Source organism: Neobacillus sp. 204, from assembly GCF_046562815.1.
GTDB lineage: Bacteria > Bacillota > Bacilli > Bacillales > Cytobacillaceae > Neobacillus.
Genome location: NZ_JBJORY010000008.1, coordinates 198,038 through 221,134 on the forward strand (window position 1 = coordinate 198,038; position 23,097 = coordinate 221,134).

General features: G+C 44.2%; 25 protein-coding genes. All 25 read right to left on the reverse strand.

Annotated elements, in window-relative coordinates; translation table 11 throughout:
• Nucleotides 1-2: 2 nt before the first annotated feature.
• Nucleotides 3-1,331 carry an NADH-quinone oxidoreductase subunit C gene (locus ACJ004_RS17920; protein ID WP_410894497.1) on the reverse strand — a complete coding sequence of 443 codons (1,329 nt, stop codon included), beginning with the start codon at nucleotides 1,329-1,331 and terminating at the stop codon, nucleotides 3-5.
• Between the two features lie 3 nt (nucleotides 1,332-1,334).
• Nucleotides 1,335-1,847 carry a NuoB/complex I 20 kDa subunit family protein gene (locus ACJ004_RS17925; protein WP_088090195.1) on the reverse strand — a complete coding sequence of 171 codons (513 nt, stop codon included), beginning with the start codon at nucleotides 1,845-1,847 and terminating at the stop codon, nucleotides 1,335-1,337.
• A complete protein-coding gene (locus ACJ004_RS17930) occupies nucleotides 1,838-2,212 on the reverse strand; it encodes an NADH-quinone oxidoreductase subunit A (protein ID WP_218347041.1) in 375 nt (124 codons plus the stop codon). Before ACJ004_RS17930 ends, ACJ004_RS17925 begins: the two co-directional genes overlap by 10 nt.
• A gap of 881 nt (nucleotides 2,213-3,093) precedes the next feature.
• Entirely contained in the window at nucleotides 3,094-3,498 is a 405-nt protein-coding gene (locus ACJ004_RS17935; protein ID WP_410894498.1) for a F0F1 ATP synthase subunit epsilon, read from the reverse strand.
• Between the two features lie 21 nt (nucleotides 3,499-3,519).
• Complete coding sequence (gene atpD / locus ACJ004_RS17940; RefSeq protein WP_410894499.1) at nucleotides 3,520-4,941, reverse strand: F0F1 ATP synthase subunit beta; 1,422 nt, start codon at nucleotides 4,939-4,941, stop codon at nucleotides 3,520-3,522.
• Between the two features lie 218 nt (nucleotides 4,942-5,159).
• Nucleotides 5,160-6,017 carry an ATP synthase F1 subunit gamma gene (atpG, locus tag ACJ004_RS17945; RefSeq protein ID WP_410894500.1) on the reverse strand — a complete coding sequence of 286 codons (858 nt, stop codon included), beginning with the start codon at nucleotides 6,015-6,017 and terminating at the stop codon, nucleotides 5,160-5,162.
• Nucleotides 6,018-6,110: 93 nt separating this feature from the next.
• Nucleotides 6,111-7,622 (reverse strand): F0F1 ATP synthase subunit alpha, encoded by a 1,512-nt coding sequence (atpA, locus tag ACJ004_RS17950; RefSeq protein WP_410894501.1) that lies wholly within the window; start codon nucleotides 7,620-7,622, stop codon nucleotides 6,111-6,113.
• Nucleotides 7,623-7,647: 25 nt separating this feature from the next.
• Nucleotides 7,648-8,184, reverse strand: coding sequence for a F0F1 ATP synthase subunit delta (locus ACJ004_RS17955; protein ID WP_410894502.1), 537 nt, complete (start codon nucleotides 8,182-8,184; stop codon nucleotides 7,648-7,650).
• Nucleotides 8,181-8,711: a F0F1 ATP synthase subunit B gene (locus ACJ004_RS17960; RefSeq protein ID WP_410894503.1), complete on the reverse strand. Its 531-nt coding sequence runs from the start codon at nucleotides 8,709-8,711 to the stop codon at nucleotides 8,181-8,183. The genes ACJ004_RS17955 and ACJ004_RS17960 overlap by 4 nt, the downstream gene beginning before the upstream one ends.
• 99 nt (nucleotides 8,712-8,810) lie before the next feature.
• The gene (gene atpE, locus ACJ004_RS17965) at nucleotides 8,811-9,023 is read right to left on the reverse strand and encodes a F0F1 ATP synthase subunit C (RefSeq protein WP_348982654.1); all 213 of its coding nucleotides are present in this window, start codon (nucleotides 9,021-9,023) and stop codon (nucleotides 8,811-8,813) included.
• An 88-nt stretch (nucleotides 9,024-9,111) separates the two neighbouring features.
• Nucleotides 9,112-9,825 carry a F0F1 ATP synthase subunit A gene (atpB, locus tag ACJ004_RS17970; RefSeq protein WP_410894504.1) on the reverse strand — a complete coding sequence of 238 codons (714 nt, stop codon included), beginning with the start codon at nucleotides 9,823-9,825 and terminating at the stop codon, nucleotides 9,112-9,114.
• Nucleotides 9,826-9,847: 22 nt separating this feature from the next.
• On the reverse strand, nucleotides 9,848-10,222 hold the full coding sequence (locus tag ACJ004_RS17975; RefSeq protein WP_410894505.1) for an ATP synthase subunit I: 375 nt from the start codon (nucleotides 10,220-10,222) through the stop codon (nucleotides 9,848-9,850).
• A gap of 2 nt (nucleotides 10,223-10,224) precedes the next feature.
• Nucleotides 10,225-10,449: an AtpZ/AtpI family protein gene (locus ACJ004_RS17980; protein ID WP_218347032.1), complete on the reverse strand. Its 225-nt coding sequence runs from the start codon at nucleotides 10,447-10,449 to the stop codon at nucleotides 10,225-10,227.
• Nucleotides 10,450-10,808: 359 nt separating this feature from the next.
• Nucleotides 10,809-13,046: a S8 family serine peptidase gene (locus ACJ004_RS17985; protein WP_410894506.1), complete on the reverse strand. Its 2,238-nt coding sequence runs from the start codon at nucleotides 13,044-13,046 to the stop codon at nucleotides 10,809-10,811.
• Between the two features lie 61 nt (nucleotides 13,047-13,107).
• Complete coding sequence (locus ACJ004_RS17990) at nucleotides 13,108-14,127, reverse strand: NERD domain-containing protein (protein WP_410894507.1); 1,020 nt, start codon at nucleotides 14,125-14,127, stop codon at nucleotides 13,108-13,110.
• A gap of 445 nt (nucleotides 14,128-14,572) precedes the next feature.
• Nucleotides 14,573-15,202 carry a uracil phosphoribosyltransferase gene (gene upp, locus ACJ004_RS17995; protein ID WP_410894639.1) on the reverse strand — a complete coding sequence of 210 codons (630 nt, stop codon included), beginning with the start codon at nucleotides 15,200-15,202 and terminating at the stop codon, nucleotides 14,573-14,575.
• 142 nt (nucleotides 15,203-15,344) lie between these two features.
• Nucleotides 15,345-16,586, reverse strand: a complete 1,242-nt coding sequence (gene glyA / locus ACJ004_RS18000; RefSeq protein WP_410894508.1) for a serine hydroxymethyltransferase — start codon at nucleotides 16,584-16,586, stop codon at nucleotides 15,345-15,347.
• A 266-nt stretch (nucleotides 16,587-16,852) separates the two neighbouring features.
• Nucleotides 16,853-17,419 carry a TIGR01440 family protein gene (locus tag ACJ004_RS18005; RefSeq protein ID WP_410894509.1) on the reverse strand — a complete coding sequence of 189 codons (567 nt, stop codon included), beginning with the start codon at nucleotides 17,417-17,419 and terminating at the stop codon, nucleotides 16,853-16,855.
• A 171-nt stretch (nucleotides 17,420-17,590) separates the two neighbouring features.
• Nucleotides 17,591-18,037, reverse strand: coding sequence for a ribose 5-phosphate isomerase B (rpiB, locus tag ACJ004_RS18010; RefSeq protein WP_410894510.1), 447 nt, complete (start codon nucleotides 18,035-18,037; stop codon nucleotides 17,591-17,593).
• Between the two features lie 172 nt (nucleotides 18,038-18,209).
• Nucleotides 18,210-18,647, reverse strand: a complete 438-nt coding sequence (locus tag ACJ004_RS18015; RefSeq protein ID WP_410894511.1) for a low molecular weight protein arginine phosphatase — start codon at nucleotides 18,645-18,647, stop codon at nucleotides 18,210-18,212.
• Nucleotides 18,648-18,729: 82 nt separating this feature from the next.
• Nucleotides 18,730-19,287, reverse strand: a complete 558-nt coding sequence (locus ACJ004_RS18020) for a manganese efflux pump MntP (RefSeq protein WP_410894512.1) — start codon at nucleotides 19,285-19,287, stop codon at nucleotides 18,730-18,732.
• 266 nt (nucleotides 19,288-19,553) lie between these two features.
• Nucleotides 19,554-20,597, reverse strand: coding sequence for an L-threonylcarbamoyladenylate synthase (locus ACJ004_RS18025; protein ID WP_410894513.1), 1,044 nt, complete (start codon nucleotides 20,595-20,597; stop codon nucleotides 19,554-19,556).
• Nucleotides 20,598-20,781: 184 nt separating this feature from the next.
• Complete coding sequence (locus ACJ004_RS18030) at nucleotides 20,782-21,228, reverse strand: GNAT family N-acetyltransferase (RefSeq protein ID WP_410894514.1); 447 nt, start codon at nucleotides 21,226-21,228, stop codon at nucleotides 20,782-20,784.
• Nucleotides 21,229-21,482: 254 nt separating this feature from the next.
• The gene (gene spoIIR / locus ACJ004_RS18035; RefSeq protein ID WP_410894515.1) at nucleotides 21,483-22,427 is read right to left on the reverse strand and encodes a stage II sporulation protein R; all 945 of its coding nucleotides are present in this window, start codon (nucleotides 22,425-22,427) and stop codon (nucleotides 21,483-21,485) included.
• Between the two features lie 199 nt (nucleotides 22,428-22,626).
• Entirely contained in the window at nucleotides 22,627-22,797 is a 171-nt protein-coding gene (locus tag ACJ004_RS18040) for a hypothetical protein (protein WP_410894516.1), read from the reverse strand.
• Nucleotides 22,798-23,097 lie beyond the last annotated feature (300 nt).

Consider the following 23,097-nt stretch of genomic DNA (forward strand, 5'->3'; position numbering starts at 1 on the left):
GGTTACACCTCCACGTCGTACGGCTCATAATCTTTGCGCAGTGGATAGCCTACCCAATCTTCGCCAAGCAGGATGCGTCGTAAGTCCGGATGTCCTGTAAACTTGATTCCCAGTAAATCATAGGCTTCGCACTCAGGCCATTCTGCCCCTGCCCATAGCGGCTGTAAGGACTCGATTGTTGGTTCGCCGCGGTCAATCTTCACTTTAAAAGCAACAGATTGACGGTTTTTGTATGAGTACAAGTGAACATATATTTCCATATGTGTGACAAAGTCTGTCCCATGGATCTCGGATAAATAATCGAACCCTAAGAGCTCATTATATTTTAAAAATTGAGCCACTTTGAAGTACGTATCACGCTTGACCACTAGGGTTGGAACATCCTTAGAAAGTTTATTAATATAAGAATCTTCTAAAACATCAGCACCTAGATGTTCGGTTATTACCTTCACATACTTATCTAGGGTTGGCTGGTTTGGTGATGGCTTTTCTGCAGCTGCTGGAGCGGCACTGTCATCCGCTTTTCCTGCTGCGGCGGCTTTCGCTTTGGCTGCTGCTGCTGCTTTCGCCTTCGCTTTGGCGGCCGCAATCGCTTTGGCCTTCTCATCATCGCCACCCGCTGCCGCGTCAGAATCCGCTCCGGCTGCTTTGGCTTTCGCCGCTGCGGCTGCCTTTGCTTTCGCTGCCGCCACTGCTTTCGCCTTGGCATCGTCTTCAGCTGGGGCGTTGTCGCCTTCGCCTGCGTCGTCTGCTGGAGCTGCTCCACCTGCAAGTTCCATCGCTTTTCGTTTTGCTGCGGCCGCCGCTTTCGCTTTCGCCACCGCTGCTGCTTTTTTCTTCGCTAAATCGTCACTCTCATCTTCCGTTGATGCAGAAGGTTCAGCTGGTGCGGTTTCCTCGGCTGGGGCTGTACCGCCTGCGATTTCCATCGCTTTTCGTTTCGCTGCGGCTGCCGCTTTTGCTTTCGCCACCGCTGCTGCCTTTTTCTTCGCTAGGTCGTCGCTGTCATCCGCTGCTAGTTCAGACGGTTCCGCTGGCGCCGATTCTTCGGCCGGAGCTGAACTGCCACCTTGTTCCATCGCCTTACGCTTCGCTGCAGCGGCTGCCTTTGCTTTCGCTACCGCCTCAGCCTTTCTCTTCGCGAGATCGTCTGCGTCATTTGCCGGTGCTGGTGCTTCAGCTCTAAACGGCTCCTCCGCTGGCTTTTCCTCCTGCTTCGGCGCTGGTGCAGCTTCCCCTGCGGCCTTCGCCGCCCGTTTCGCAGCCGCTGCGGCCTTCGCCTTCGCGACCGCTTCCTTCTTTAACTGCTCAAGATCTTTTTCCCCGCTCATTGGTTAGATCACCTTCTTCCCAGTCTTCGCCTCATAGCGAATCTTTTCCTTTAATTTATTGATTCCATAAATTAAAGCGGCTGGGTTTGGAGGGCATCCAGGTATGTATACATCGACAGGAACAATCTGATCGACTCCCTTAACGACTGAATAAGACTTCACATACGGCCCACCTGCGGTTGCACAGGAACCCATCGCAATGACCCATTTCGGTTCAGGCATTTGGTCATATAATCTTCGTAAAATTGGTGCCATCTTCTTCGTCACAGTTCCAGACACAATCATACAATCCGACTGGCGCGGTGACGTCCGGAAAAACGAACCCGAACGGTCCAAATCATAGTTCGCTCCACCCACACCCATCATTTCAATCGCACAACAAGCCAGACCAAATGTCACCGGGTAGATCGAACTGCTCCGAGCCCAAGCTTTAATTTGCTCTAGCGTAGTCATAAATACATTTCGCTGTAACTCGGCCATTTCTTGTTGTGAAATGCCATCTAGTTTTAATTCCATCGTAGCACCTTCTTTTTCCAGGCATACACAAGGCCAATTAATAACATAATAACGAAAATTAACATCTCGATTAGTGCAAAAATCCCTAATTTATCATAGGCCACCGCCCATGGATATAAAAACACGGTTTCTACATCAAAAATAACAAACATTAGGGCAAAAATATAATAGCGGACATTGAACTGTACACGGGAATCGTGAAATGGCTCAATTCCGCTCTCATATGTGGTATACTTCGCAGCACTCGGCTTATCCGGACGCAGAAGCTTACCTAAATATAACGCCACCACAGGCAGCAGCACCCCAAGACATAGGAACGCAAAGACAATCAGATAATTATTCTGATATACATTTAGAAGTTCCATGTCCATCCCCTCCAATGTTGTAAATTTTCATACTAATGAATATTGTAACCGAATTCATTATAGCATTGTTACAAACCCGTGTCGACAAGCCAAATTCATAAAAATTGGAATACTATCCGCCGCGAAATTCCCGGTTGAAAGGCTCTTGAGAGCTCGCTCTCCAAAGAGAATTTCAACTGGGAATTTTGCCAGCTTCAGCGCTAGCTGAAGCGCAGGATGCGCTAGCATCCGGCGGGTAGAATTTCAATTTTACACCCGAACCAGTTAGTCGACACGGGTCCCCTCCCCTGAGCGTTTGCGTGCTCTCGCTGAAAAAGCCTCCTTGAATAACATCAGAGATGACGCAAAAGCGAACCTGACAAACTCTATTAAGAAGGAAGAATCTTAGCGCACGTGATCTGGAGCGTTAGCGGAAGATGACGTGCCTAGTAGAGGTTCGCAAGAACCTAAATACCTAATAAATTCGACAACACCCCCTATTTAACAACAAGTTGTGAACAATGTCAGTGAGATTTGTCATAAAAAGTTCATCTAATTTCTCTTTTTCATTCATAACTTATATTCTTCTAAAAAAGTAATTTGCCCAACCATCCAAAATACAACTCACATTTTATGGAAACATGTCCCTCTACAATCATATTCACTCACACCCAATTCATGCAAATATTCTATTATCAGCACAAACCCACCAGAAAAAGCCAGTCGCAAGACTGGCAAAGGTAACCTCCCCATATTAAAAAACCCATCAACACTCACCACTGAGGCTCTTTTTTCCTTCCTCGGTAAATGGAGTTCTCTTTCATTCCAAATACAAAACAAAAAACCCCTTCAGCAACAATCCTAAAAATTGCCACCAAAGGGGTTTTCGTACGATATATAAACTATCTTCTTTCCGATACGGCGAGGCGATTGATGGCACGCTGTAAGGCAAGCTCAGCACGTCTGAAATCGGTATGCTCAGCATGATGGTCTCTCATACGCTGTTCTGCACGTTCCTTCGCTTTTAGGGCACGTTCCACATCAATATCAGAAGCAAGTTCCGCTGATTGAGCTAAAATCGTCACTTGATCAGGACGGACCTCTAAAAATCCACCACTAACCGCAACATAATCCGTTTTACCGCCTTTTTTCAGACGAACAGAAGTAATTTCCAGCGGGGCAACCAACGGCATGTGACCAGGCGAAATACCTAAATCACCACTTGTTGCCTTGGTACTTACCATTTCTACATCTGATTCATACACCGGGCCATCGGGAGTAACAATACTGACTTTAATCGTCTTCATTTTTTACCCTCCAGGCTCAGTTTAGACCTCAACGCCCATGCGTTTTGCATTCTCAAGCACATCTTCAATCCGTCCAACAAGACGGAAAGCATCTTCTGGAAGGTGGTCATACTTACCTTCAAGAATATCTTTGAAACCACGAACCGTTTCCTTAACAGGTACATAAGAACCTGGCTGGCCAGTAAACTGCTCAGCAACGTGGAAGTTTTGAGATAAGAATACTTGGATACGACGCGCACGTTGTACCGTTAACTTATCATCATCACTAAGTTCATCCATACCAAGGATCGCGATAATATCTTGTAACTCTTTATAACGTTGTAATGTTGATTGTACTTGGCGGGCTACATTGTAGTGCTCTTCGCCAACAATATCAGGTGACAATGCACGAGATGTTGAAGCCAAAGGATCCACCGCTGGGTAAATACCCATCTCAGAAAGCTTACGCTCAAGGTTTGTTGTTGCATCTAAGTGAGCGAATGTTGTAGCCGGAGCCGGATCCGTATAGTCATCGGCTGGTACATAAATCGCTTGGATCGATGTAACTGATCCTAAGTTTGTAGAAGTAATACGCTCTTGTAATTTACCCATCTCAGTAGCAAGAGTTGGCTGGTAACCTACGGCAGATGGCATACGGCCAAGTAGCGCGGAAACCTCAGAACCTGCTTGAGTGAAACGGAAAATGTTATCCATGAAGAACAACACGTCTTGTCCTTGCTCATCACGGAAATACTCAGACATCGTTAAACCAGTTAAAGCAACACGCATACGTGCGCCAGGCGGCTCGTTCATTTGTCCGAATACCATCGCTGTTTTCTTGATAACGCCTGAATCCGTCATTTCGTGGTAAAGGTCATTACCTTCACGTGTACGCTCACCAACACCCGCGAATACGGAAATACCACCGTGCTCTTGTGCGATGTTGTTGATTAATTCTTGGATTAATACCGTTTTACCTACACCGGCACCACCGAATAGACCAATCTTACCACCCTTAATATATGGGGCAAGTAAGTCTACTACCTTAATCCCAGTTTCAAGAATTTCTACCTGAGTAGAAAGGTTTTCAAATGTTGGTGCTTCACGGTGAATGGAATCACGGCGCTCACTTGCTGGAATTTCAGCAGCAAGGTCAATCGTTTCTCCCAATACGTTAAATACACGACCAAGAGTTACATCACCAACTGGTACAGAAATTGGTGCACCAGTATCTTCAACTTCTATTCCACGAGTTAAACCGTCAGTGGTTGACATCGCAATCGTACGAACCGTATCATCACCTAAATGAAGAGCTACTTCAAGGGTAATGTTGATATCAACTTCGGATGCATTACTCGCTTTACTTGAAATTTTCAACGCATTATAAATCGCAGGCAGATGACCGCTTTCGAACTTAACGTCAACTACCGGACCCATAATCTGAAGAACGCGTCCTTTGCTCATCGTTTTCCCTCCTAACTTACTCTTTCGCAGAAACCACCCAAAAGCATTTTTGAAAAATGAACTTAGTGTGGTCACGCGCATTGTTCTATACTGAACAAAATGAGTCGGGAACGCATTGATCGTTCCCTTCTCACATATAATCAAGCCCGCTAAATCGGGTTCATTTTTAAAATAAAAGTTTATTGTCTAGCTCCAGCGCCTAGGGGCTTCCGCTTTTCTTATTCAAGTGCTGCTGCACCGCCGACGATTTCCGTGATTTCTTGGGTAATCGACGCTTGACGAGCGCGGTTGTAGACTAATGTATAGTGATTAATTAATTCTTTCGCATTATCGGTTGCATTTCTCATTGCAGTCATCCGAGCAGCGTGCTCACTCGCTTTGCTGTCTAGTAGAGCGCCGAAAATCAAGCTCTCAGCATATTGAGGCAGGAGAACTTCTAATATTTCTTCTGCAGATGGCTCAAATGTATAGGAAATGGTATTGTTAGAAGCGGTTAAATCCGTTAGTGGAAGAAGCTTCTTCTCAAGGACTTCCTGTGAAATGGCACTTAGATAATGGCTGTAATAGACATATAGTTCATCGAATGTTCCATCGGCAAACATTCCAACGGTTGCCCGGGTAATGTCTTGAATGTCAGCAAAGTTAGGCTGAGCTGGAATCCCGATTGTTTCAAGGACCACATTCATGCCGCGCTTGACAAAAAAGTCACGTGCCACACGTCCGACTGCAATGATTGCGAATTCATCATTCGATTTATGACGGTCTTTGATTGTTTGACTAACACGACGCAACACGTTGCTGTTAAATGCACCAGCAAGTCCGCTGTCAGAGGTCATTACAACATAACCGGTTTTCTTAACTGGTCTAGATGTCAGCATAGGATGATTTACTCCGCCTGAGCCAATTGCAATCGATGCTGTTACTTCCTGGATTTTTTCCATATAAGGAACAAATGCTTTTGCATTTACGACGGCACGATTCCACTTAGCAGCAGAGGTCATTTCCATTGCTTTTGTTATTTGACTCGTCTTTTTTGTTGAATTTATACGAGTTTTTATCTCACGTAATGAAGCCATAGGTTCTCACCACCCTTTTTCAAAGAATGTCTGGTTGGACGTACGGCTAACCTTACGGAAGCCGCGCGTCTACACCGTTCTAAATGTCAGACCCTATTGTTCGGAAACTGCAAACGTCTTTTTGAAGGCGTTGATTGCAGAAGCCATATCGTCATCAGAAGGAAGATCCTTCGTTTTTGTAATATGGTCTAACAACTCTTTGCGGTTGTGGTCTAACCAATTAAGGAATTCTGATTCAAAACGACGGATGTCCTCTAATGGAATTTCATCAAGGAAGCCGCGTGTTAATGCGTAAAGGATTGCAACTTGCTTTTCAACTGAAAGTGGCTTGTGAAGGTCTTGTTTAAGAACTTCAACCGTACGGGCACCACGATTAAGTTTCGCTTGAGTCGCTTTATCTAAGTCTGATCCAAACTGAGCAAATGCTTCTAATTCGCGGTAAGAGGCAAGGTCAAGACGTAAGGTACCAGATACCTTTTTCATTGCCTTGATTTGTGCAGATCCACCTACACGTGATACGGATAGACCAGCGTTGATTGCCGGACGAACACCGGAGAAGAATAAGTCAGATTGTAAGAAAATTTGTCCATCAGTGATCGAAATAACGTTTGTTGGGATATAAGCTGAAACGTCGCCCGCTTGCGTTTCAATGAACGGAAGCGCAGTGATGGAACCAGCACCAAGTGTATCGTTAATTTTCGCTGCACGCTCTAAAAGACGGCTGTGTAAGTAGAATACATCCCCTGGATATGCTTCACGACCTGGAGGACGACGAAGCAGCAAGGAAAGCTCACGGTATGCAGCTGCTTGTTTAGAAAGATCATCATAGACGATCAATACGTGTTTGCCTGCATACATAAACTCTTCAGCCATTGAAACACCCGCATATGGCGCTAGGTAAAGCAATGGAGCAGGTTGTGATGCAGATGCAGTAACAACGATTGAATATTCTAATGCGCCGTATTTACGCAGTGTTTCAACGGCGTTACGAACTGTAGATTCTTTTTGTCCGATCGCAACATAGATACAGATCATGTTTTGACCTTTTTGATTCAAAATGGTATCAATCGCAACAGATGTTTTACCTGTTTGACGGTCACCGATGACTAACTCACGTTGACCACGTCCGATTGGCACAAGGGCGTCAATCGCTTTAATACCTGTTTGTAATGGCTCATGAACGGATTTACGAGCCATAACGCCTGGAGCTACCGCTTCAACTGGGCGTGTTTTTGTTGTATTGATTGGACCCATACCATCAACTGGTTGTCCAAGCGAGTTTACAACGCGTCCGATAAGTTCCTCACCAACTGGAACCTCCATGATGCGTCCTGTACGGCGAACCTCGTCACCTTCCTTGATTTCAGTGAAAGGTCCGAGAATGATAATACCAACGTTATTTGCTTCAAGGTTTTGTGCCATACCCATAACGCCGTTTGAAAATTCAACAAGTTCTCCAGCCATGACATTGTCAAGGCCATGAACACGTGCGATACCGTCACCAATGGAGATAACTGTACCGACATCAGTCACTTGAATCTCCGCCTGATAGTTTTCAATTTGCTTTTTTATCAGGGCACTAATTTCTTCAGCTTTGATGCTCATGAGTTTCACCCCTAATCTTTCGAATCTAGCTTAACAATTTACGTTCTAAACGATCAAGTTTACCTCTTAATGACCCGTCATATATACGATTTCCAATGCGAAGGCGAATGCCGCCAAGCAAGTTGGAATCTACGATATTTTCGATTTTTAGTGACTTTTTGCCAATTTTAGCTGCAAATACTGACGAGATTGCTTCGCGTTCCGCATCGGTTAATGCACGTGTGCTGTAGACTTCAGCTTCGGCAATGCCCATCTCTTCATTCGCTAGCTCTAAAAATTCATTTGCCAAATCAATGATTTGGTCTTCACGGTGGCGGTCGATTAAGATCAACAGTGTATTCAGTACATTTACATTTACTGATGCGAAAGCAGTCTTAAGAATCTCTTTTTTCTTTTCAATTGAAAGCTTGGAAGAATTTAAGATGGCTTTTAATTCAGGATTGTATTGTACAACTTCCTTCACTACACGAAGTTCTTCTTCAATAACTCCGAGCGAATCCGTCTCTTTCGCAATTTTTAGAAGAGCCAACGCGTAGCGCTTAGCTACCATAGAGTTGCTCATCGCTCTTCTCCTGCCTCTTTAATATATTCGTTAATAAGCTGGTCTTGATCTGCTGCTGTAATTTCTTTTTCAATTACTTTAGAAGCAATCAATACAGACAGGGACGCAACTTGCTCACGAATCGCGGCAACTGCTTTTTCTTTTTGCTGCTCAATCTCAAGCTTAGCTGACTCTTTCATGCGCTCAGCTTCAGTGCGTGCCGCTGCGATAATCTCTTCACGCTGAATATCGCCTTGCTTTTTCGCACCTTCAATGAGGTTTTGAGCATCATTACGCGCTTCTTTTAAAAGGTCGCGTTGTTCTTGTAAAATCTTTTGTGCTTCTAAACGGCTGTTTTCTGCCGCACTAATTTCATTACCAATATGCTCTTCACGTTGTTTCATGATGCCCATTAATGGACCCCATGCAAACTTCTTTAGCAAGGCTAACAAAGCAATAAATACGATGAGCTGGAAGAAAATATCTCCAGTATTAATGTGGCCGCCGCCTTCAGCAGCAGTCGCTAATACAAAACTGTTTGTTAACACCCTCGGTTCACTCCTTTCAAGAGTTGCTTAACGATAGAAAAAACACATAAATGAATGGCGAGGATTTGTTGATCATCGCCACCTGGAATTTGCCTAATATTATCGGTTTAATACCATGAACGCGATAACTACACCGATAATCGGTAATGCTTCAACTAACGCAACCCCGATAAACATTGTTGTTTGTAGTAAACCGCGATGTTCAGGTTGACGAGCGATACCTTCTACTGTACGTCCTACGATAAGACCGTTACCAATACCTGCACCTACTGCTGCTAATCCGATTGCGATTGCTGCTGCTAAAACACCAATTGATCCTGTCATTACTTTTTTTCCTCCTTAAATGTATAAAACATAAATTATTTTTTTATATTGTTCATTAAAAATGAACGGTGTATTATTAATGGTCGTGACTCACTTTATGAGCCAAGTAAACCATTGTTAACATTGTGAAAATATAAGCTTGAATCGTACCAACGAAAATAGAGAACCCTTGCCATACCATTGTCAACGGAATCGCTGCGATGGTGCCGGCAATACCTTGATGTGCTAAGCCTGTTGCCAATAGTGATAAAAGCAATTCACCCGCGTAAATGTTACCATATAGACGCAGACCAAGAGTCAGCGTATTGGCAAATTCCTCAATGATTTTCAAAGGGAATAAGAATTTCATTGGAGCGAAGAAACCTTCTGCATAACCCTTTGCACCTTTTAACTTGACGCCATAATAATGAGATAGACCCAAAACCATGACAGCTAGTGTTAAAGTGATGATTGGATCGGCTGTTGGTGATTTCCACCAAAGCTTTTCATCAATCACGATTGCAAATGGAAGACCTAACATATTGGATACAAAAACATACATAATTAGTGTAATTCCAAGGATGTGGAATCTTCCGCCATCTTTCCAATCCATCGTGCTATTGATGATGCCTTTAACAAAGTCCATTACCCATTCAAAGAAGTTTTGCATCCCTGTAGGTTTCATTGCCAACTTCCTTGTAGCTAGGACAGCTATTAAGAACACGATTAAACTTGCAATCGTAATCATTAGCATATTTGCGCCATTAAACCAAAGACCCATAAACTCAAACTCTGGAGTCTCATGATGCATGTAAACTCACCTCGCTTCCGCTTCATTTATGTACATGCAAAGCATGGTAAAAATAATCTATCATAATGACAATATAGGATGTCATCAATCCTATCACTAAACTAATAATATCGAATTGCTCAGGATATTTTAAGGCGATTAACGCGGCAATTCCAGCCACCGCCATTCTCGAGAGCGAACCTAAGGAACGCGGCTTTTTGCCCTCTGTTACCTTTTTATCAAAACTTTCCGTCTTTCTTACCAAGAGCCACAAGTTCAAATACCCGAAGCATGTCCCAAGAATCAGTCCTAAAAATACGGTTTGAAATGATGTGAAGCCCCAGCCTAGAACATAAATGGACAACAAGTAAAAAATCCATTTGCGCTGCCTGTTGTACATTACTCTGAAATCTGGCATAGTTATTTATCTCCTGAATAGAAATGGCGGATTGAAAGAAGCATGGAATAGGTGCCCGCAGCAAGACCGATGAGCAGTCCGATTATTAAGAAAATTGGTTCGGTACCCAAATGCCGATCCAGCCATCTGCCTGAGAAAATACCTATTAGAATGGAACCTACTAATTGGGAGACAATTGCGGACATTAAAGCCATAGCTTGTAATGGGTTGCGGTTGTTTTGACGCATATCAACACATCCTCACTGTAAGAGAATGCCAAGCGGACAAATGGAAAAATTCATAGCCAAAATACTATCCTTAGATAGATTTAATCGCATGAAAACCCTATCATTTATACCCTTTGTAAGCATACAATAGCACCATGTCAATGTCAATGAGTTTACGTGAATTATACCACAAAGTATTCGCTGAATTTTTTTCCATTTCAGAACTTTACTCAACATTCTTATTGTATTGTAAATTGTGAAGGAATTTTGTTCATTTTGTGTCTATTTTGTGAACATTTATAATTATACTAATGGTACAATTTTATGAACCTTTATTATGGGTTATAATAGAAGGCAATGTCCGCCTGGGACATGGTCCATTAGTCTTGTTTTTTCTCAATTACGATCATCCGCTCGATAAAATCCTCTTTACCCGCCTTTTTGGCAAAAACCTTCACTAGATAGCTTCCATCCCGTGGAAGCTGTCCATCCGGGATATCTTTCTGAATCAGTCCCTTTTTTACATTGGTAATCGTATCTAAAAAGCCAATAAACCGGTAATCCTCCGGGTTAAATAACGCAATCCCAAATTCCTCGGCCCCGCCCGGCAAATACACCTCATAGCGGTACTGCCCTGGTTTGTCGCCATCCATGAAATCAAAGCCCATCACGCGCGGGTAGTTGGGCTCTTCCAACACATACAAATAAGGAATGCGAATGGTTGCCGCTCCTGCCTGGAGCTGAAGATAGCCGTCGTGAATTTTCCCTTTAAACACCTGCGGGTCAACCGTTAACTCGACGGTGATATCTTTCGTCTGCTTTGGTTCGAGCGTAAACGATAGCGGCAGCCGCCAGTGGAGTCCATCAACCTGGTGCGGGGTATCAAAAGAATAGCGTTGTTTACTCGTGCTTGTATTTTCAACATGTAAATCGGCTTTATGAACGTCATTCCCCTCGGTAAATTTCCCAAAACGTATACTGCTAGGCGATACGAGTGTAGTCGCTTTGATGGCTTCATCGACTTGGATTCGGCCTGCGCCCTGCTCAAAAGTGCGGTAGATGTTGGGTTCTAGCTGCGTCTGGCGTGAATTGGAAGCGATACGGTTCATGACATTTGATTTGGCAAGCGGTTTTGCCGTATTCATAAGGGCCGCTTTGATTTGCTCCGGTGTCCAGTCCGGATGGGCCTGCTTGATTAGTGCGCAGGCCCCAGCGACATGCGGTGCGGCCATGCTTGTTCCCTGCAACGACAAATATCCGCCTGGAATGGTCGAATTAATTGCGACTCCAGGTGCGACAATATCCGGCTTAATCTCCCATGTTCCCGTCACAGGTCCGCGTGAGCTGAAGTCGGCGAGCTGATCCCGCTCTTCACTGACCAAAACCCTCGCCAAAGTGCTTTGTTTTTTTATTTCTCTTTGTAAAATAACTCCGTCACCCTTAGCGAGTGCTCCGACAGGGATGGTCAGCTGAGAGTCCAGGTTTCCCATGAAGCGGCCGCCGCTCATATTATTGTAGATCAGCACCGCTTTTGCCCCCGCCTTTTGGGCATTCTCCGCTTTCTCCGAAAAAGTCAGGGTTCCTCTTTTAATGAGAGCAATTTTCCCATCGACATGTTTCAATTCATCCGGTCTGCCGATGCCGCCATCAGCCATATCTACAGAGCGGTCAAGCGCCCACGCGGCCGAGCCTTCCATCGGCTCAATTTGAAATTGTTCCCTACTTCCTTCTATTATTAAATGTGGTGTCTCTAAAGTTGGCGTTGACGCCCCAACTGATATGGCTTTGGAGGCGGTTCCTGGTGAACCCACGCTCCACACACTGGGTCCGGAATTACCAGATGCCGCCACCGCCACGATCCCGCGGTCGACCGCACGATTGAGGGCGAGGCTGATTGGCAGGTCAGGACCGTTGATATCATTTCCCAGTGAGAGATTGACAATATCAACCTTATCCTTAATGGCCTGGTCAATTGCCGCAAGCACCTGCTCCGTGGTGCCGCCCCCACCTGGACCGAGTGCCCGGTACGCCACAATTTTCGCCTCTGGAGCCACACCTTTTATTTTTCCATTGGCGGCAATAATGCCCGCCACATGCGTACCGTGGATGGTCGCCTTTCCGATCGCAAGTGTTTCCATCGGATCACGGTCATTATCGACAAGGTCGCGGCCGCCGGCAAAGTTCCGCTTGAGGTCCGGATGGGTGTAGTCAACACCCGTATCAATGACCCCCACCGTGACTCCTCTTCCCGTCAGCCGTTGGTTTTTTTTATCAAAAAGACTGCGGACTTCCTTACCGCCAATAATTTCAACACTCTCCTCGGTTTCAGCCTGGTATTGAATGACCGGCGAGACGTTGATAATTTGTTTTTGGCTGCTTTTGAGTTTGGCTAGTGTCTCTACACTGCCTTGGACGGAGAAACCATCCAGGGCTTCGCGGTAAACACGGCGCAGCTTCACGTCTTTATAGGGTTGAAGGAGCTGCTGAATTTCCTGGTCGGTGTGCGGCTTGTCCAGAATGATAATCGCAGTGGTTTCCTGCCTGCTTTTGGTGATAGATGGATGAATGAGTATTTTAGGAGTTTGAAAAGCTAGCAGTAAAGCAAGTAGAAGTTTCATCGACGGATTTCCCCTTTTTCAATATCGTTTTCACTGAAGGGGAAAAGTATGCATGTTGTCTTTATCTGGTTGGAACCGTGTATGCGTTGATTCCCTTTTCATCAAGCGGGCACAATAGTTGATTTTTTGGAAGGGTGTAGATTGTCCCTCGTTTGGAACCGGACGACGGGAGATTGAGTGACCGCAGTTGATACCCTGCAATGAAGGGGGAGCCAATGTGTAAAAATTCAGCGAACTGTCTCCTGTTAATCGTCGGTCCCAATAGGAGGAAATAATCATCAACAGTCTGGAAAAAGGCAGTTTTGGAGGAATACCCGCAATTATGACAGTTCCACTTAGCAGAGTAAAATGCCATCGCACCGGTAGGGCACTTAGGACAAAACACTCCTGTGATAATGTCATCTTTGGATAATTTATATGTTGGGAGAATATCAGGAATAGGTGTTTGATGATGGGTTAAAAGGAGGTCCACTGACTGAGCGAGTTTCTTTTTACTAAAGGCAGGCTTTTGGTACTTGCATTCCATTTCTTCAATCCTTTCCAAGAGTGATTCCGCGTAAATCAACTCATTAAAAATTTGTTGATTATCTGGCGTAGTTTCTATTTTAGTGGTTGACTTACTGATAATAACCACTCTTTCGATTGGTAGTCCGAGCATTTGCATTTTTCTCAGCCAATTAACGAACTGCATTTGCTGCCTTTTGACCTGAAGGATAGGATTCGAAATGCCTTCTTCTTCATGATTAAATTCTTTTGTGACATGATTGGACTCCTTATGAAAAATCAACTTCTTCGAAAGATTTTTCACTTCACCCATAAAGATAAACCTCGATGAAAGGATTACTAAATCGATTTGGAAGGGTTTCTTATCGATTAACCGCAGGCCATGAAAAATGTAATATTGATCTTCAGGCAAAAGCGAAAGATAATAGCTGCATTCCTTCTCGCCGTAGTATCCCTTCAGCCACGATTTTAGATCGCGTTCGATTGTCGGCCTAATTGGATGATTTTTATGTATCCTGCGCAGCAATGCCATACATTGGTAAGCTTGTATTGGTAATTGTAACTCTAAAACGACCATGCACATCACCTCAAATATAGTTTCAATGGTAATTTCTCTTAAATGTTATGATTTCCTGCTTAAAAACTAAGAACAAATTTTGAATTTTGATGAATTTGATCTTTTTGAGGTTCAATTTTGAGTATTTTTGTTCTTTATTAATTTTGAAATTGTTCTTGTTAAAGTTTTGTACGAAAGACTGATTTTATGTGTAATTTTGGATGGGTTTTGTGCAAATTTTAAAGGTTTTGTACAAATTTTTAGTGGTTTTGTACAATTTTCAAGGTGTTTAGTACAATTAGACATTTTTTACCAAAAAACCAACCTATTTTTCGAAAAATAAACCAGGTCCCAAAACCGCTGTTGATTTTTTAAATTAAACCGGGTTCTTTAAAACACTAATTACCTATTTCAATAAACCCCAACAAAAAAAAGCCGAGTATTCTCGACTTTTTTCAAAAAGAGCTTATTTTGTTCCAAACAACCGGTCCCCAGCATCGCCTAAACCTGGGACAATGTAGCCGTGGTCGTTTAATTTCTCATCTAATGCTGCGATGTAGATATCCACATCTGGGTGGGCTTCCTTAACAGCTTCCACGCCTTCTGGTGCCGCGATTAGACACATAAATTTGATATGCTTTGCGCCGCGCTTTTTCAAGGAGCGAATCGCTTCAACCGCTGAACCGCCTGTTGCGAGCATTGGGTCAACCACGATGAAATCGCGCTCTTCCACGTCACTTGGCAACTTAATATAATATTCAACTGGAAGCAATGTTTCTGGGTCGCGGTATAGACCGATATGGCCTACTTTCGCCGCTGGGATCAATTTTAAAATACCGTCAACCATTCCGATTCCTGCACGCAAAATAGGTACCACACCGATTTTTTTACCGGATAATACCTTTGATTTTGCTGGACAGACAGGTGTTTCGATATCAATATCCTCAAGCGACATATCTCTCGTGATTTCAAATGCCATCAGCGTGGCAACTTCATCGACAAGCTCGCGAAACTCTTTTGTTCCAGTATTTTTATCACGTATGTAAGTTAGCTTATGTTGAATTAATGGATGGTCGAAAACGAATACCTTGGCCACAATCATCGCCCCTTTTTTTTTAATTAACAAACACTCCGTCTCATTTTACAGAAAAACAATCCAATGAGCAAATCAAAATACTAGTTAGATTTTTCAAAAAAAAACCGGCCCACTATACATAATTAGGCCGATTCTTTGCTGTTTAATATTCTGGATAAAGGGTAAATTTGCTTGTTAAAGCTTCTACGCGTCCTTGCGCTTCCTCAAGCTTCGCTGCATCTTCATGGTTTTTCAAGGTAAACGCAATAATGGAAGCAATCTCGTCCATGTCTGCTTCACCAAAGCCACGGCTTGTAACAGCTGCCGTCCCGATGCGGATCCCGCTTGTCACAAACGGACTTTGCGGATCAAATGGAATCGTGTTTTTGTTCACTGTGATTCCAATTTCATCAAGAACCTTTTCAGCAACCTTACCTGTCAGGCCAAGGGACTGAACATCCACCAACAATAGGTGGTTGTCGGTACCGCCTGAAACTAGCTTCAAGCCTTCTTTTTGAAGACTATCCGCTAAGCGCTTAGCATTGGCGATAATTTGACCTGCATATTCTTTAAAGCTGTCCTGGAGTGCTTCGCCAAATGCAACCGCTTTGGCTGCAATAACATGCATCAGTGGACCGCCTTGAATACCAGGGAAGATCGATTTATCAATTTTCTTGCCAAATTCCTCTTTGCAAAGGATCATCCCGCCGCGTGGGCCGCGCAATGTTTTGTGTGTTGTCGTTGTCACGAAATCTGCGTATGGAACCGGGTTTTGGTGCAAACCTGTTGCAACAAGGCCGGCGATGTGCGCCATATCCACCATTAAGTACGCGCCAACTTCATCAGCAATCTCGCGGAACTTTGCAAAGTCGATCGCGCGCGGGTAGGCACTAGCCCCAGCGACAATCATCTTTGGCTTGTGTTCAAGGGCTTTTGCACGGACATCATCATAATTGATGCGGTGAGTTGTTTCGTCCACACCATACTCGATAAAGTTATATTGAACACCACTGAAGTTAACCGGGCTGCCGTGTGTTAAGTGGCCGCCGTGAGATAAATTCATGCCAAGCACGGTGTCACCTTGCTCTAGAACTGTGAAGTAAACCGCCATATTAGCTTGTGCACCTGAGTGCGGCTGCACGTTCACATATTCCGCACCGAAAATTTCCTTCGCGCGGTTACGGGCTAAGTCTTCGACAATATCGACATATTCACAACCGCCATAATAGCGTCGGCCAGGATAGCCTTCTGCATACTTGTTCGTTAACACAGAGCCTTGTGCTTCCATGACTGCTTCGCTAACAAAGTTTTCTGAGGCAATTAATTCAATCTTAGAGCGTTGACGACCTAATTCTTTTTGAATCGCTTGAAAAACCTGTTCATCCGCTTGTGGCAAATGCTTCATGACAAAAATCCCCCTTATATGTAAGTAACTATTGATAATTTCGAAAATTCTTTTTCATTTTAGCATGAAACACCCTCAAATTAAAAGAGAAACATTTTTCGGTTTTTAATTATTTTTTTACCTAATGTGGAATATTTTTATATGTCCGTACTTAATTTTCCGAACGAAATTAATTTTTATCACATAAATATTCGTGTTTTAGCGTGATGCATCAAAATTTTCCAGCTTATAAATCCTTTAATAATGGTGCCTGACACCCAAGTTTATTAAGAGCAGCTCGAGTTTTCCTGATTCCGTTCGTATACGGCTCTTACTCCGCCGATCAATTTTGGGCGGACCTTGGCGAGCGTTACATGTGCCTGTCCGAGCTTTTTTTGCATTACGCGGACCGGGACAGCGACATGTTTTAGGTGCATGCCAATCAAGGTATGGCCAATGTCAATTCCGGCATCTGCCTTGACGAACTCCACCACCACAGCATCCTCGAACGCTTGAAACGCATAGGTTGCCATTGCCCCGCCAGCTTTTCGGACTGGGACAACTGATACCTCCTCAAAGCGCCTTGCCTCAGCTACCGCGCGTTCGACGACCAATGCCCGATTTAAATGCTCACAGCATTGAAACGCCAGATCAATCCCGGTGTCCGCTTGAAAGTTTTTCAAGCAGCGGAAAATCATTTCAGCAACTTCAACCGTCCCGGAGGTCCCGATTCGCTCCCCGATCACCTCACTGGTGCTGCAGCCGACCACCAGCAACTGTCCCTTTTTCAACGCTGCCTGTTCTTTGAATTCTGTTAAAATTGCTTCCAGCTCTTTTTCACACTCTTGAATCATAAGCCTTACCCTCCCCTAACAGATGTCCAGTCCAACAAATCCTTTACTAATAAGCACTGTTAAACTTGCATGTTAATTTCCACTCCTGGCGAGGCTCCTCGGTAAGCGAGCGCCTGCGGGGTCTCACTGGAGAAGTCTCGCGCCTTCGGCTCCAATCAACATGGACTAATATTAAAGGTTCTTTGCCTCGTATTCACTAATTTTTCCAACCCGGTTGGCATGTCGGCCGCCTTCAAATTCACCTGTCAGCCAGATTTCGGCGATATCACGGGCCAAACCAGGGCCAATGACACGTTCACCCATCGCTAAAATGTTAGAATCATTGTGGGCGCGCGTTGCTTTGGCACTAAATGTATCATGGACCAAGGCACAGCGAATCCCTTTTACTTTGTTGGCAGCAATGCTCATTCCGATGCCAGTCCCGCAAATCAGGATGCCGCGGTCAAATTCACCGTTCGCCACCTTTTCAGCGACAGGCAGTGCGTAGTCTGGATAATCGACCGATGTTTCACACTCACAGCCAAAATCTTGGTATTCAATGCCAAGCTCTACTAATAGATTGGCGATTTCTTTGCGAAGATTAACCCCGCCATGGTCTGATGCTAATGCTACTTTCATGTAAAAACCTCCTGTTATTCATTTTCCTAATCCTGTTTGGCCTTAAGCGTCCGACGACAATCAGACGCTTCCGCTCTCCTGATTCATTTTGACATACCCTTACAAAAATATAAAGTTCCAACCCCAAAAATAAAAGCTCCCTTCCAGAAGAAAGAGAGCATTCCACAAAGTATTACTTTAGTTTTCCAATCGCCTTGTCAATTAATTCATCTAGTTCACGAAAGGTTTTTTCATACATGGCCAAGGATCCGCCATATGGATCAACCACATCTAAATGAAACCCTTCCCCACTGTATTCCTTTAAGGTAAAAACCTTTCCGCCTACTTCCGGATATTGCTGGAGAATCCCCATCTTGTGTGAAGACGTCATGGTGAGGATAAGGTCGGCCCATTCGACCTCGTTACGGGTTAACAAACTGGAACGGTGATTATGTGCGATCCCATTGTCCTCGAGCACCTTTTTCGCATGGGCGGATGCCTCATTGCCGTTTGCTGCAAAAATTCCGGCTGACCTCACTTCGATTGCGTCAATTTGTTTATTTTTCAAAATTGCCTCAGCCATTGGACTCCTGCATGTATTTCCTGTGCATACAAACAAAATGCGCTGCAATGTGTTTGCCTCCTCCTTGCAAAATTCTTATGTAAAAACTAGTTACCTTTATTTTATCATAAATAAGCCAGCGATTTCTTCCTCATAAGAACGGGGCGAGCAGCTTTATTCCAAACGCAAGGAGAATCGCACCCCCAAGTGCTTCACTATAGGCCCCTACCCACCCCTGCATCTTTCGGCCGAGGAGTAATCCGACCCATGTTAGCACGGTGGCCATGATGCCAAAACAAAGGATAACCAAAAACGTTTTTGCACCGTAAATGCCCAAGGAAAGGCCGACGGAAAAACTATCAAGGCTAACGCTCAAAGCAAAAATCAGCAGGCCAAATCCAGCCGGGGAAATGACCTTCTCCTCCCCCTTCTTGAGAGTTGACCATACCATTTGCACACCTAGCATAATCAACAGAAAACCACCGATAAACGTCGCTAACGTACCAAACTTCTCCGATAGAAATTTCCCTGCTATCAAACCTAAAAGCGGCATCCATACGTGGAATAAGCCTATTGTGATCCCAATATTAAAAATTTTCTTAAGCCGAAGTTTGTACATTCCCATGCCAAGTCCGACTGAAAATGCATCCATCCCTAGTGCAAACGCCATTATCATCAAAGTTACTAATTCGCTAATCATTTCAGACATACGGACTCCGCCTCCTTGGACTAACTAACCTAAGCATATGCACGTCCAAACTAATTTAGAAGTCTTGTTGGAGGACGAGAATCTACGGAGCCTACCTCTATTATACCGCCATTCCCCCTCTAAATCCCAAAATTTGTTACATCCAGGAGCCTATTATGGTGCCTGACAACCTTAACACTGGACTCATAGTATTATTGGTGCCTGACACCAAAATTGACACCAAAACAAAAAACCACCAGGCCCCCGGTTAAGGGGAAACCTAGTGGTTATTCGGTAATTAATTTATTCCCAGCCGCCTTCTGAAGGCGGTTCATGATCGCTTGTCCGACACCTGTGTTCGGGAAGACTTCACTATAAATAACATCCACTTTTTCCAGATTAAACTTTCGGAGCGTATCATAAAGCGCAGCCGCCACCGTCTCAAGCTCCGCCCGTTTCCCGCAAGTGAGCACTACATCCGCCTCGAACAGATGGGCATTCTCTTTTGTCGTCAGCACTCCGACCCGGAGCCCCTCCTGCCGCTTTTCTTCTACCAAACGATGGAGAAATTTCGTGGTGCCTGACACCATATAAAGCGGAGCGTTCGGGGCGTAATGGCGGTATTTCATCCCTGGTGCTTTCGGCCGTGCAGCCTCATCGGTTAACGCTGCGTCAACCTGAACCTCGCCCACAATAGACTCGAGCTGTTCTTTCGTTACCCCGCCCGGCCGTAAGATGACCGGTATCGCCTCCGTGCAATCGACCACCGTTGATTCGACGCCAATTCCTGTCGCACCGCCGTCAATCACACCAGCAATTTTCCCATTTAAGTCGTCCAGAACATGATCGGCATTGGTTGGACTCGGTTTGCCCGAGCTGTTCGCACTTGGCGCAGCAATTGGCAAGCCACAACTTTTCAACAACGCCAGCGCCACAGGGTGGTCCGGTATTCTGACCGCAACTGTTGCCAAGCCTGCTGTCGCCGTTTCAGACAGAACGCCTTCTTTCCTTTTAAAAATAATCGTCAGCGGTCCCGGCCAAAACGCCTCGATCAGCCTTTCTGCTTTTTCGGGAATATCCTCCACAAACGTGCTCAGCTGACGTTTTTCCGCAATGTGAATAATCAGTGGATTATCACTCGGCCGGCCTTTAGCCGCAAAAATCTTCTTCACGGCCGTATCACTTTTCGCATTCCCGCCAAGGCCATAAACCGTCTCCGTCGGCAATGCGACCACTTCGTTATCCCGTAAAAAATTCGCTGCATCCACAACTTGTGGATTATTTTCTAGATTATCCACATACTTATCCACTTTCCAGACTTTCGTGTTCATAGTTATCCACCTTTATCTCAAACGAGTCTACTAGCGAAATTTGGCGAATTTAGTCACCTAGACTCATATTTTTCACTCAATACGTTTGAAAGTATAAAAGAAGGTGGGCATAAATACAAGTGTTATCCACAAATTGTGTACAACTTCGTTGAAATAGTGGATAACTTTGTGGATATATCCACAATTATAGTGAAAATTTCAAAAATAATGAGTTATCCACATTTAAAACGTGTCGAATATGTTCTGAGTGATAAAATTCGCTAGGTAATTCCTCCCGCTCGACTTTCTGAAAGCCCATTAACTCAAAAAACGGTAAGGCTACGCTCTTATTTGTTGCCAAAAACAAACCTTTCATCCCTTTTTCTTTTGCTAATTGGACCATTTGATCAAAAAGAACGAAAATTTCCTTCTCGGCTTGTCCAGGTGCTACCACAAGTGAGCGCAATAGCCCAAACTCCGTGAACGCCTCCATTCCAAGCGAGCCCTTTAAGGTCCCGTCCTCATGCTCTAACAACAAAAAATAGTCGATTGTCTCATCTGTTAATCCATCCGTCCCCAGCTTCGCTCTCGATAAAAACTCTCGTAACCTTCCCAAGTCTTCTTTTTTAGCCCTGCGAATCATCGCCTGCATCCTATCCACCTCTTTTTAAGATTCTACTCTATGAATATGGATGACATAGAAAAAATAGAACCGCTAGATTCAGGAATCTAGTAAAATTTATTCACCACACGACAAAACGTGCAAGTGACTGGATACTCCTCAGAAAGCTAACTCTTTTCTTTCGCTTCCGAAGCCCACTCCTATTGATCTGGATTCAGAGAACAATTTCAGTTATCCACAACATTATAAACAAGCAAAAAACCAGTCCCACAATCGGAACTGGTCTAGTTAAACATCTTCTCCCACATCTCTACCACGAAAAACTTCACTTCTACCGGCTTTTCATCTTCCGAAGTATACACAGGTGCCTCTGTTTTTGCCACTTTCACTGGCTCCTCCTCTTCCTCAATCTGAATCTCATTGAACACAGGACCCTCTTTTTCAATCAGCCTCTCCGGTTGCTGTCTTTCTTCTTCATTGTTCACTTCAACTTTTTCGTTTTTCGCTTTGCTTTTTTGGCTCTTCACTTCGACTTCTTCTTTCTCAGCTACGCCCTCTTCATTCTCCGCAGCCACTTTCCCTTCAGAATCAGCCTTGACTCGGGCCTTCTTTGCACCATCATCGACCGAGGCAACTTCTTTAACCTTTTCCACCTTTGCTTTCGACTTTTCTGCCTTCAGCGTTTTTGCTTTTGCCTTCTTTTCCCCATCAAAACCATCACTTACAGCCACACCATTTGAAAAATCAAGGAAGCATAATGGTGGATAAAGCACACACCACCAGTTCGCACCTTCGCCTGAACCTAATGTAATCAAAATCGCTTGATACTCTCCCGCAGGATATAAATATTGACCATATAATTTCGTTGGAAACTGAACCTTGCCAAACTCGACCTTCACCGATTGTGTCGACCCTTGCTCACGGACAACTTTTTCCGAAATGGCTTGAATTTCTGGAAGCTTTGATCTGATGACCGTTCTTGCTTTCTCCATCGATGTTAAATCCTGTACCCACAGTGTAATCTGCGCATTAACCGCATCGCGCACCCTTCGTTTAATCGCTTGATCCTTTTCAAAATCACTATTCGCAAGAATCCGGAGCCGAATCGCTTCCCCTGGAATGACAATCGATTCCTTTTGCGCTGCTTCCGTCTTCGGCATATATAAATTCAACATCGTTCCTAACGACAAAACGATTAAATATCCCCAAACCACGAATTTACTTTTCAATTCTAGCACCGTCCCTTCGATATCTTCATTTTGGACAAAATGCCAGAATCTTAAACTATTAAATTTTGATATTTTTTAAAAGATTCCTGGTGAATCCACACCCCATCAAAGGGGAACAATCCAATTATATGGTAAAATAAGAGAACAGTCGTTATTAAGATAAAATTAATTTTAAGAAAATGGAGAACAAAAAAATGAATCAGCCCCATTCCGAAAATGTTGATTTAAAAGTCATTTGTCCGGACGATTGTGGTAACGCCCCCAAAAAGGCCTTTCTAAGGAATTTAACATCGCCTTTGTCCAAAACGATCTCGCCTATCTTACCGACAATATCACCGACGATTTCCTCTGGAATATCATCGGGCAACATCTAATCCAAGGCAAAGAAAGGGTTATCTCGGTCCTAAAGCAAAACCAGAACAATCCAGTAACCGAACTGCAGATTCACACCATCATCACCCATGGCTATCACGGTTCAGTTAACGGCACCTTACTTGTAGGAAATAAGAAGAAATACGGCTTCTGTAACGTGTACACCTTTGCCAGCTCACGCAATAACTCAAAAATAAAAGAGATGTCTTCCTATCTACTTGAAGTATAAAGAAACGCTCAGAGCCAATCAGCTCTGAGCGTTTCTTATGATTTTCTATATAACTTCCGCCTTTTTGAC

Bases quoted from the DNA above. Each gene is read 5' to 3' on its own strand.
- atpB (WP_410894504.1), bottom strand. From the start codon at position 9,825: ATGCATCATGAGACTCCAGAGTTTGAGTTTATGGGTCTTTGGTTTAAT.
- atpA (WP_410894501.1), bottom strand. From the start codon at position 7,622: ATGAGCATCAAAGCTGAAGAAATTAGTGCCCTGATAAAAAAGCAAATT.
- ACJ004_RS17925 (WP_088090195.1), bottom strand. From the start codon at position 1,847: ATGGAATTAAAACTAGATGGCATTTCACAACAAGAAATGGCCGAGTTA.
- ACJ004_RS17980 (WP_218347032.1), bottom strand. From the start codon at position 10,449: ATGCGTCAAAACAACCGCAACCCATTACAAGCTATGGCTTTAATGTCC.
- ACJ004_RS18030 (WP_410894514.1), bottom strand. From the start codon at position 21,228: ATGCAGGCGATGATTCGCAGGGCTAAAAAAGAAGACTTGGGAAGGTTA.
- ACJ004_RS18020 (WP_410894512.1), bottom strand. From the start codon at position 19,287: ATGTCTGAAATGATTAGCGAATTAGTAACTTTGATGATAATGGCGTTT.
- ACJ004_RS17990 (WP_410894507.1), bottom strand. From the start codon at position 14,127: ATGGTCGTTTTAGAGTTACAATTACCAATACAAGCTTACCAATGTATG.
- ACJ004_RS17935 (WP_410894498.1), bottom strand. From the start codon at position 3,498: ATGAAGACGATTAAAGTCAGTATTGTTACTCCCGATGGCCCGGTGTAT.
- ACJ004_RS18025 (WP_410894513.1), bottom strand. From the start codon at position 20,597: ATGAACACGAAAGTCTGGAAAGTGGATAAGTATGTGGATAATCTAGAA.
- ACJ004_RS17920 (WP_410894497.1), bottom strand. From the start codon at position 1,331: ATGAGCGGGGAAAAAGATCTTGAGCAGTTAAAGAAGGAAGCGGTCGCG.
- atpG (WP_410894500.1), bottom strand. From the start codon at position 6,017: ATGGCTTCATTACGTGAGATAAAAACTCGTATAAATTCAACAAAAAAG.
- ACJ004_RS17985 (WP_410894506.1), bottom strand. From the start codon at position 13,046: ATGAAACTTCTACTTGCTTTACTGCTAGCTTTTCAAACTCCTAAAATA.
- glyA (WP_410894508.1), bottom strand. From the start codon at position 16,586: ATGAAGCATTTGCCACAAGCGGATGAACAGGTTTTTCAAGCGATTCAA.
- ACJ004_RS18040 (WP_410894516.1), bottom strand. From the start codon at position 22,797: ATGTTGCCCGATGATATTCCAGAGGAAATCGTCGGTGATATTGTCGGT.
- ACJ004_RS18005 (WP_410894509.1), bottom strand. From the start codon at position 17,419: ATGATTCAAGAGTGTGAAAAAGAGCTGGAAGCAATTTTAACAGAATTC.
- atpD (WP_410894499.1), bottom strand. From the start codon at position 4,941: ATGAGCAAAGGACGCGTTCTTCAGATTATGGGTCCGGTAGTTGACGTT.
- ACJ004_RS17975 (WP_410894505.1), bottom strand. From the start codon at position 10,222: ATGCCAGATTTCAGAGTAATGTACAACAGGCAGCGCAAATGGATTTTT.
- rpiB (WP_410894510.1), bottom strand. From the start codon at position 18,037: ATGAAAGTAGCATTAGCATCAGACCATGGCGGGGTTAATCTTCGCAAA.
- ACJ004_RS17955 (WP_410894502.1), bottom strand. From the start codon at position 8,184: ATGAGCAACTCTATGGTAGCTAAGCGCTACGCGTTGGCTCTTCTAAAA.
- ACJ004_RS17930 (WP_218347041.1), bottom strand. From the start codon at position 2,212: ATGGAACTTCTAAATGTATATCAGAATAATTATCTGATTGTCTTTGCG.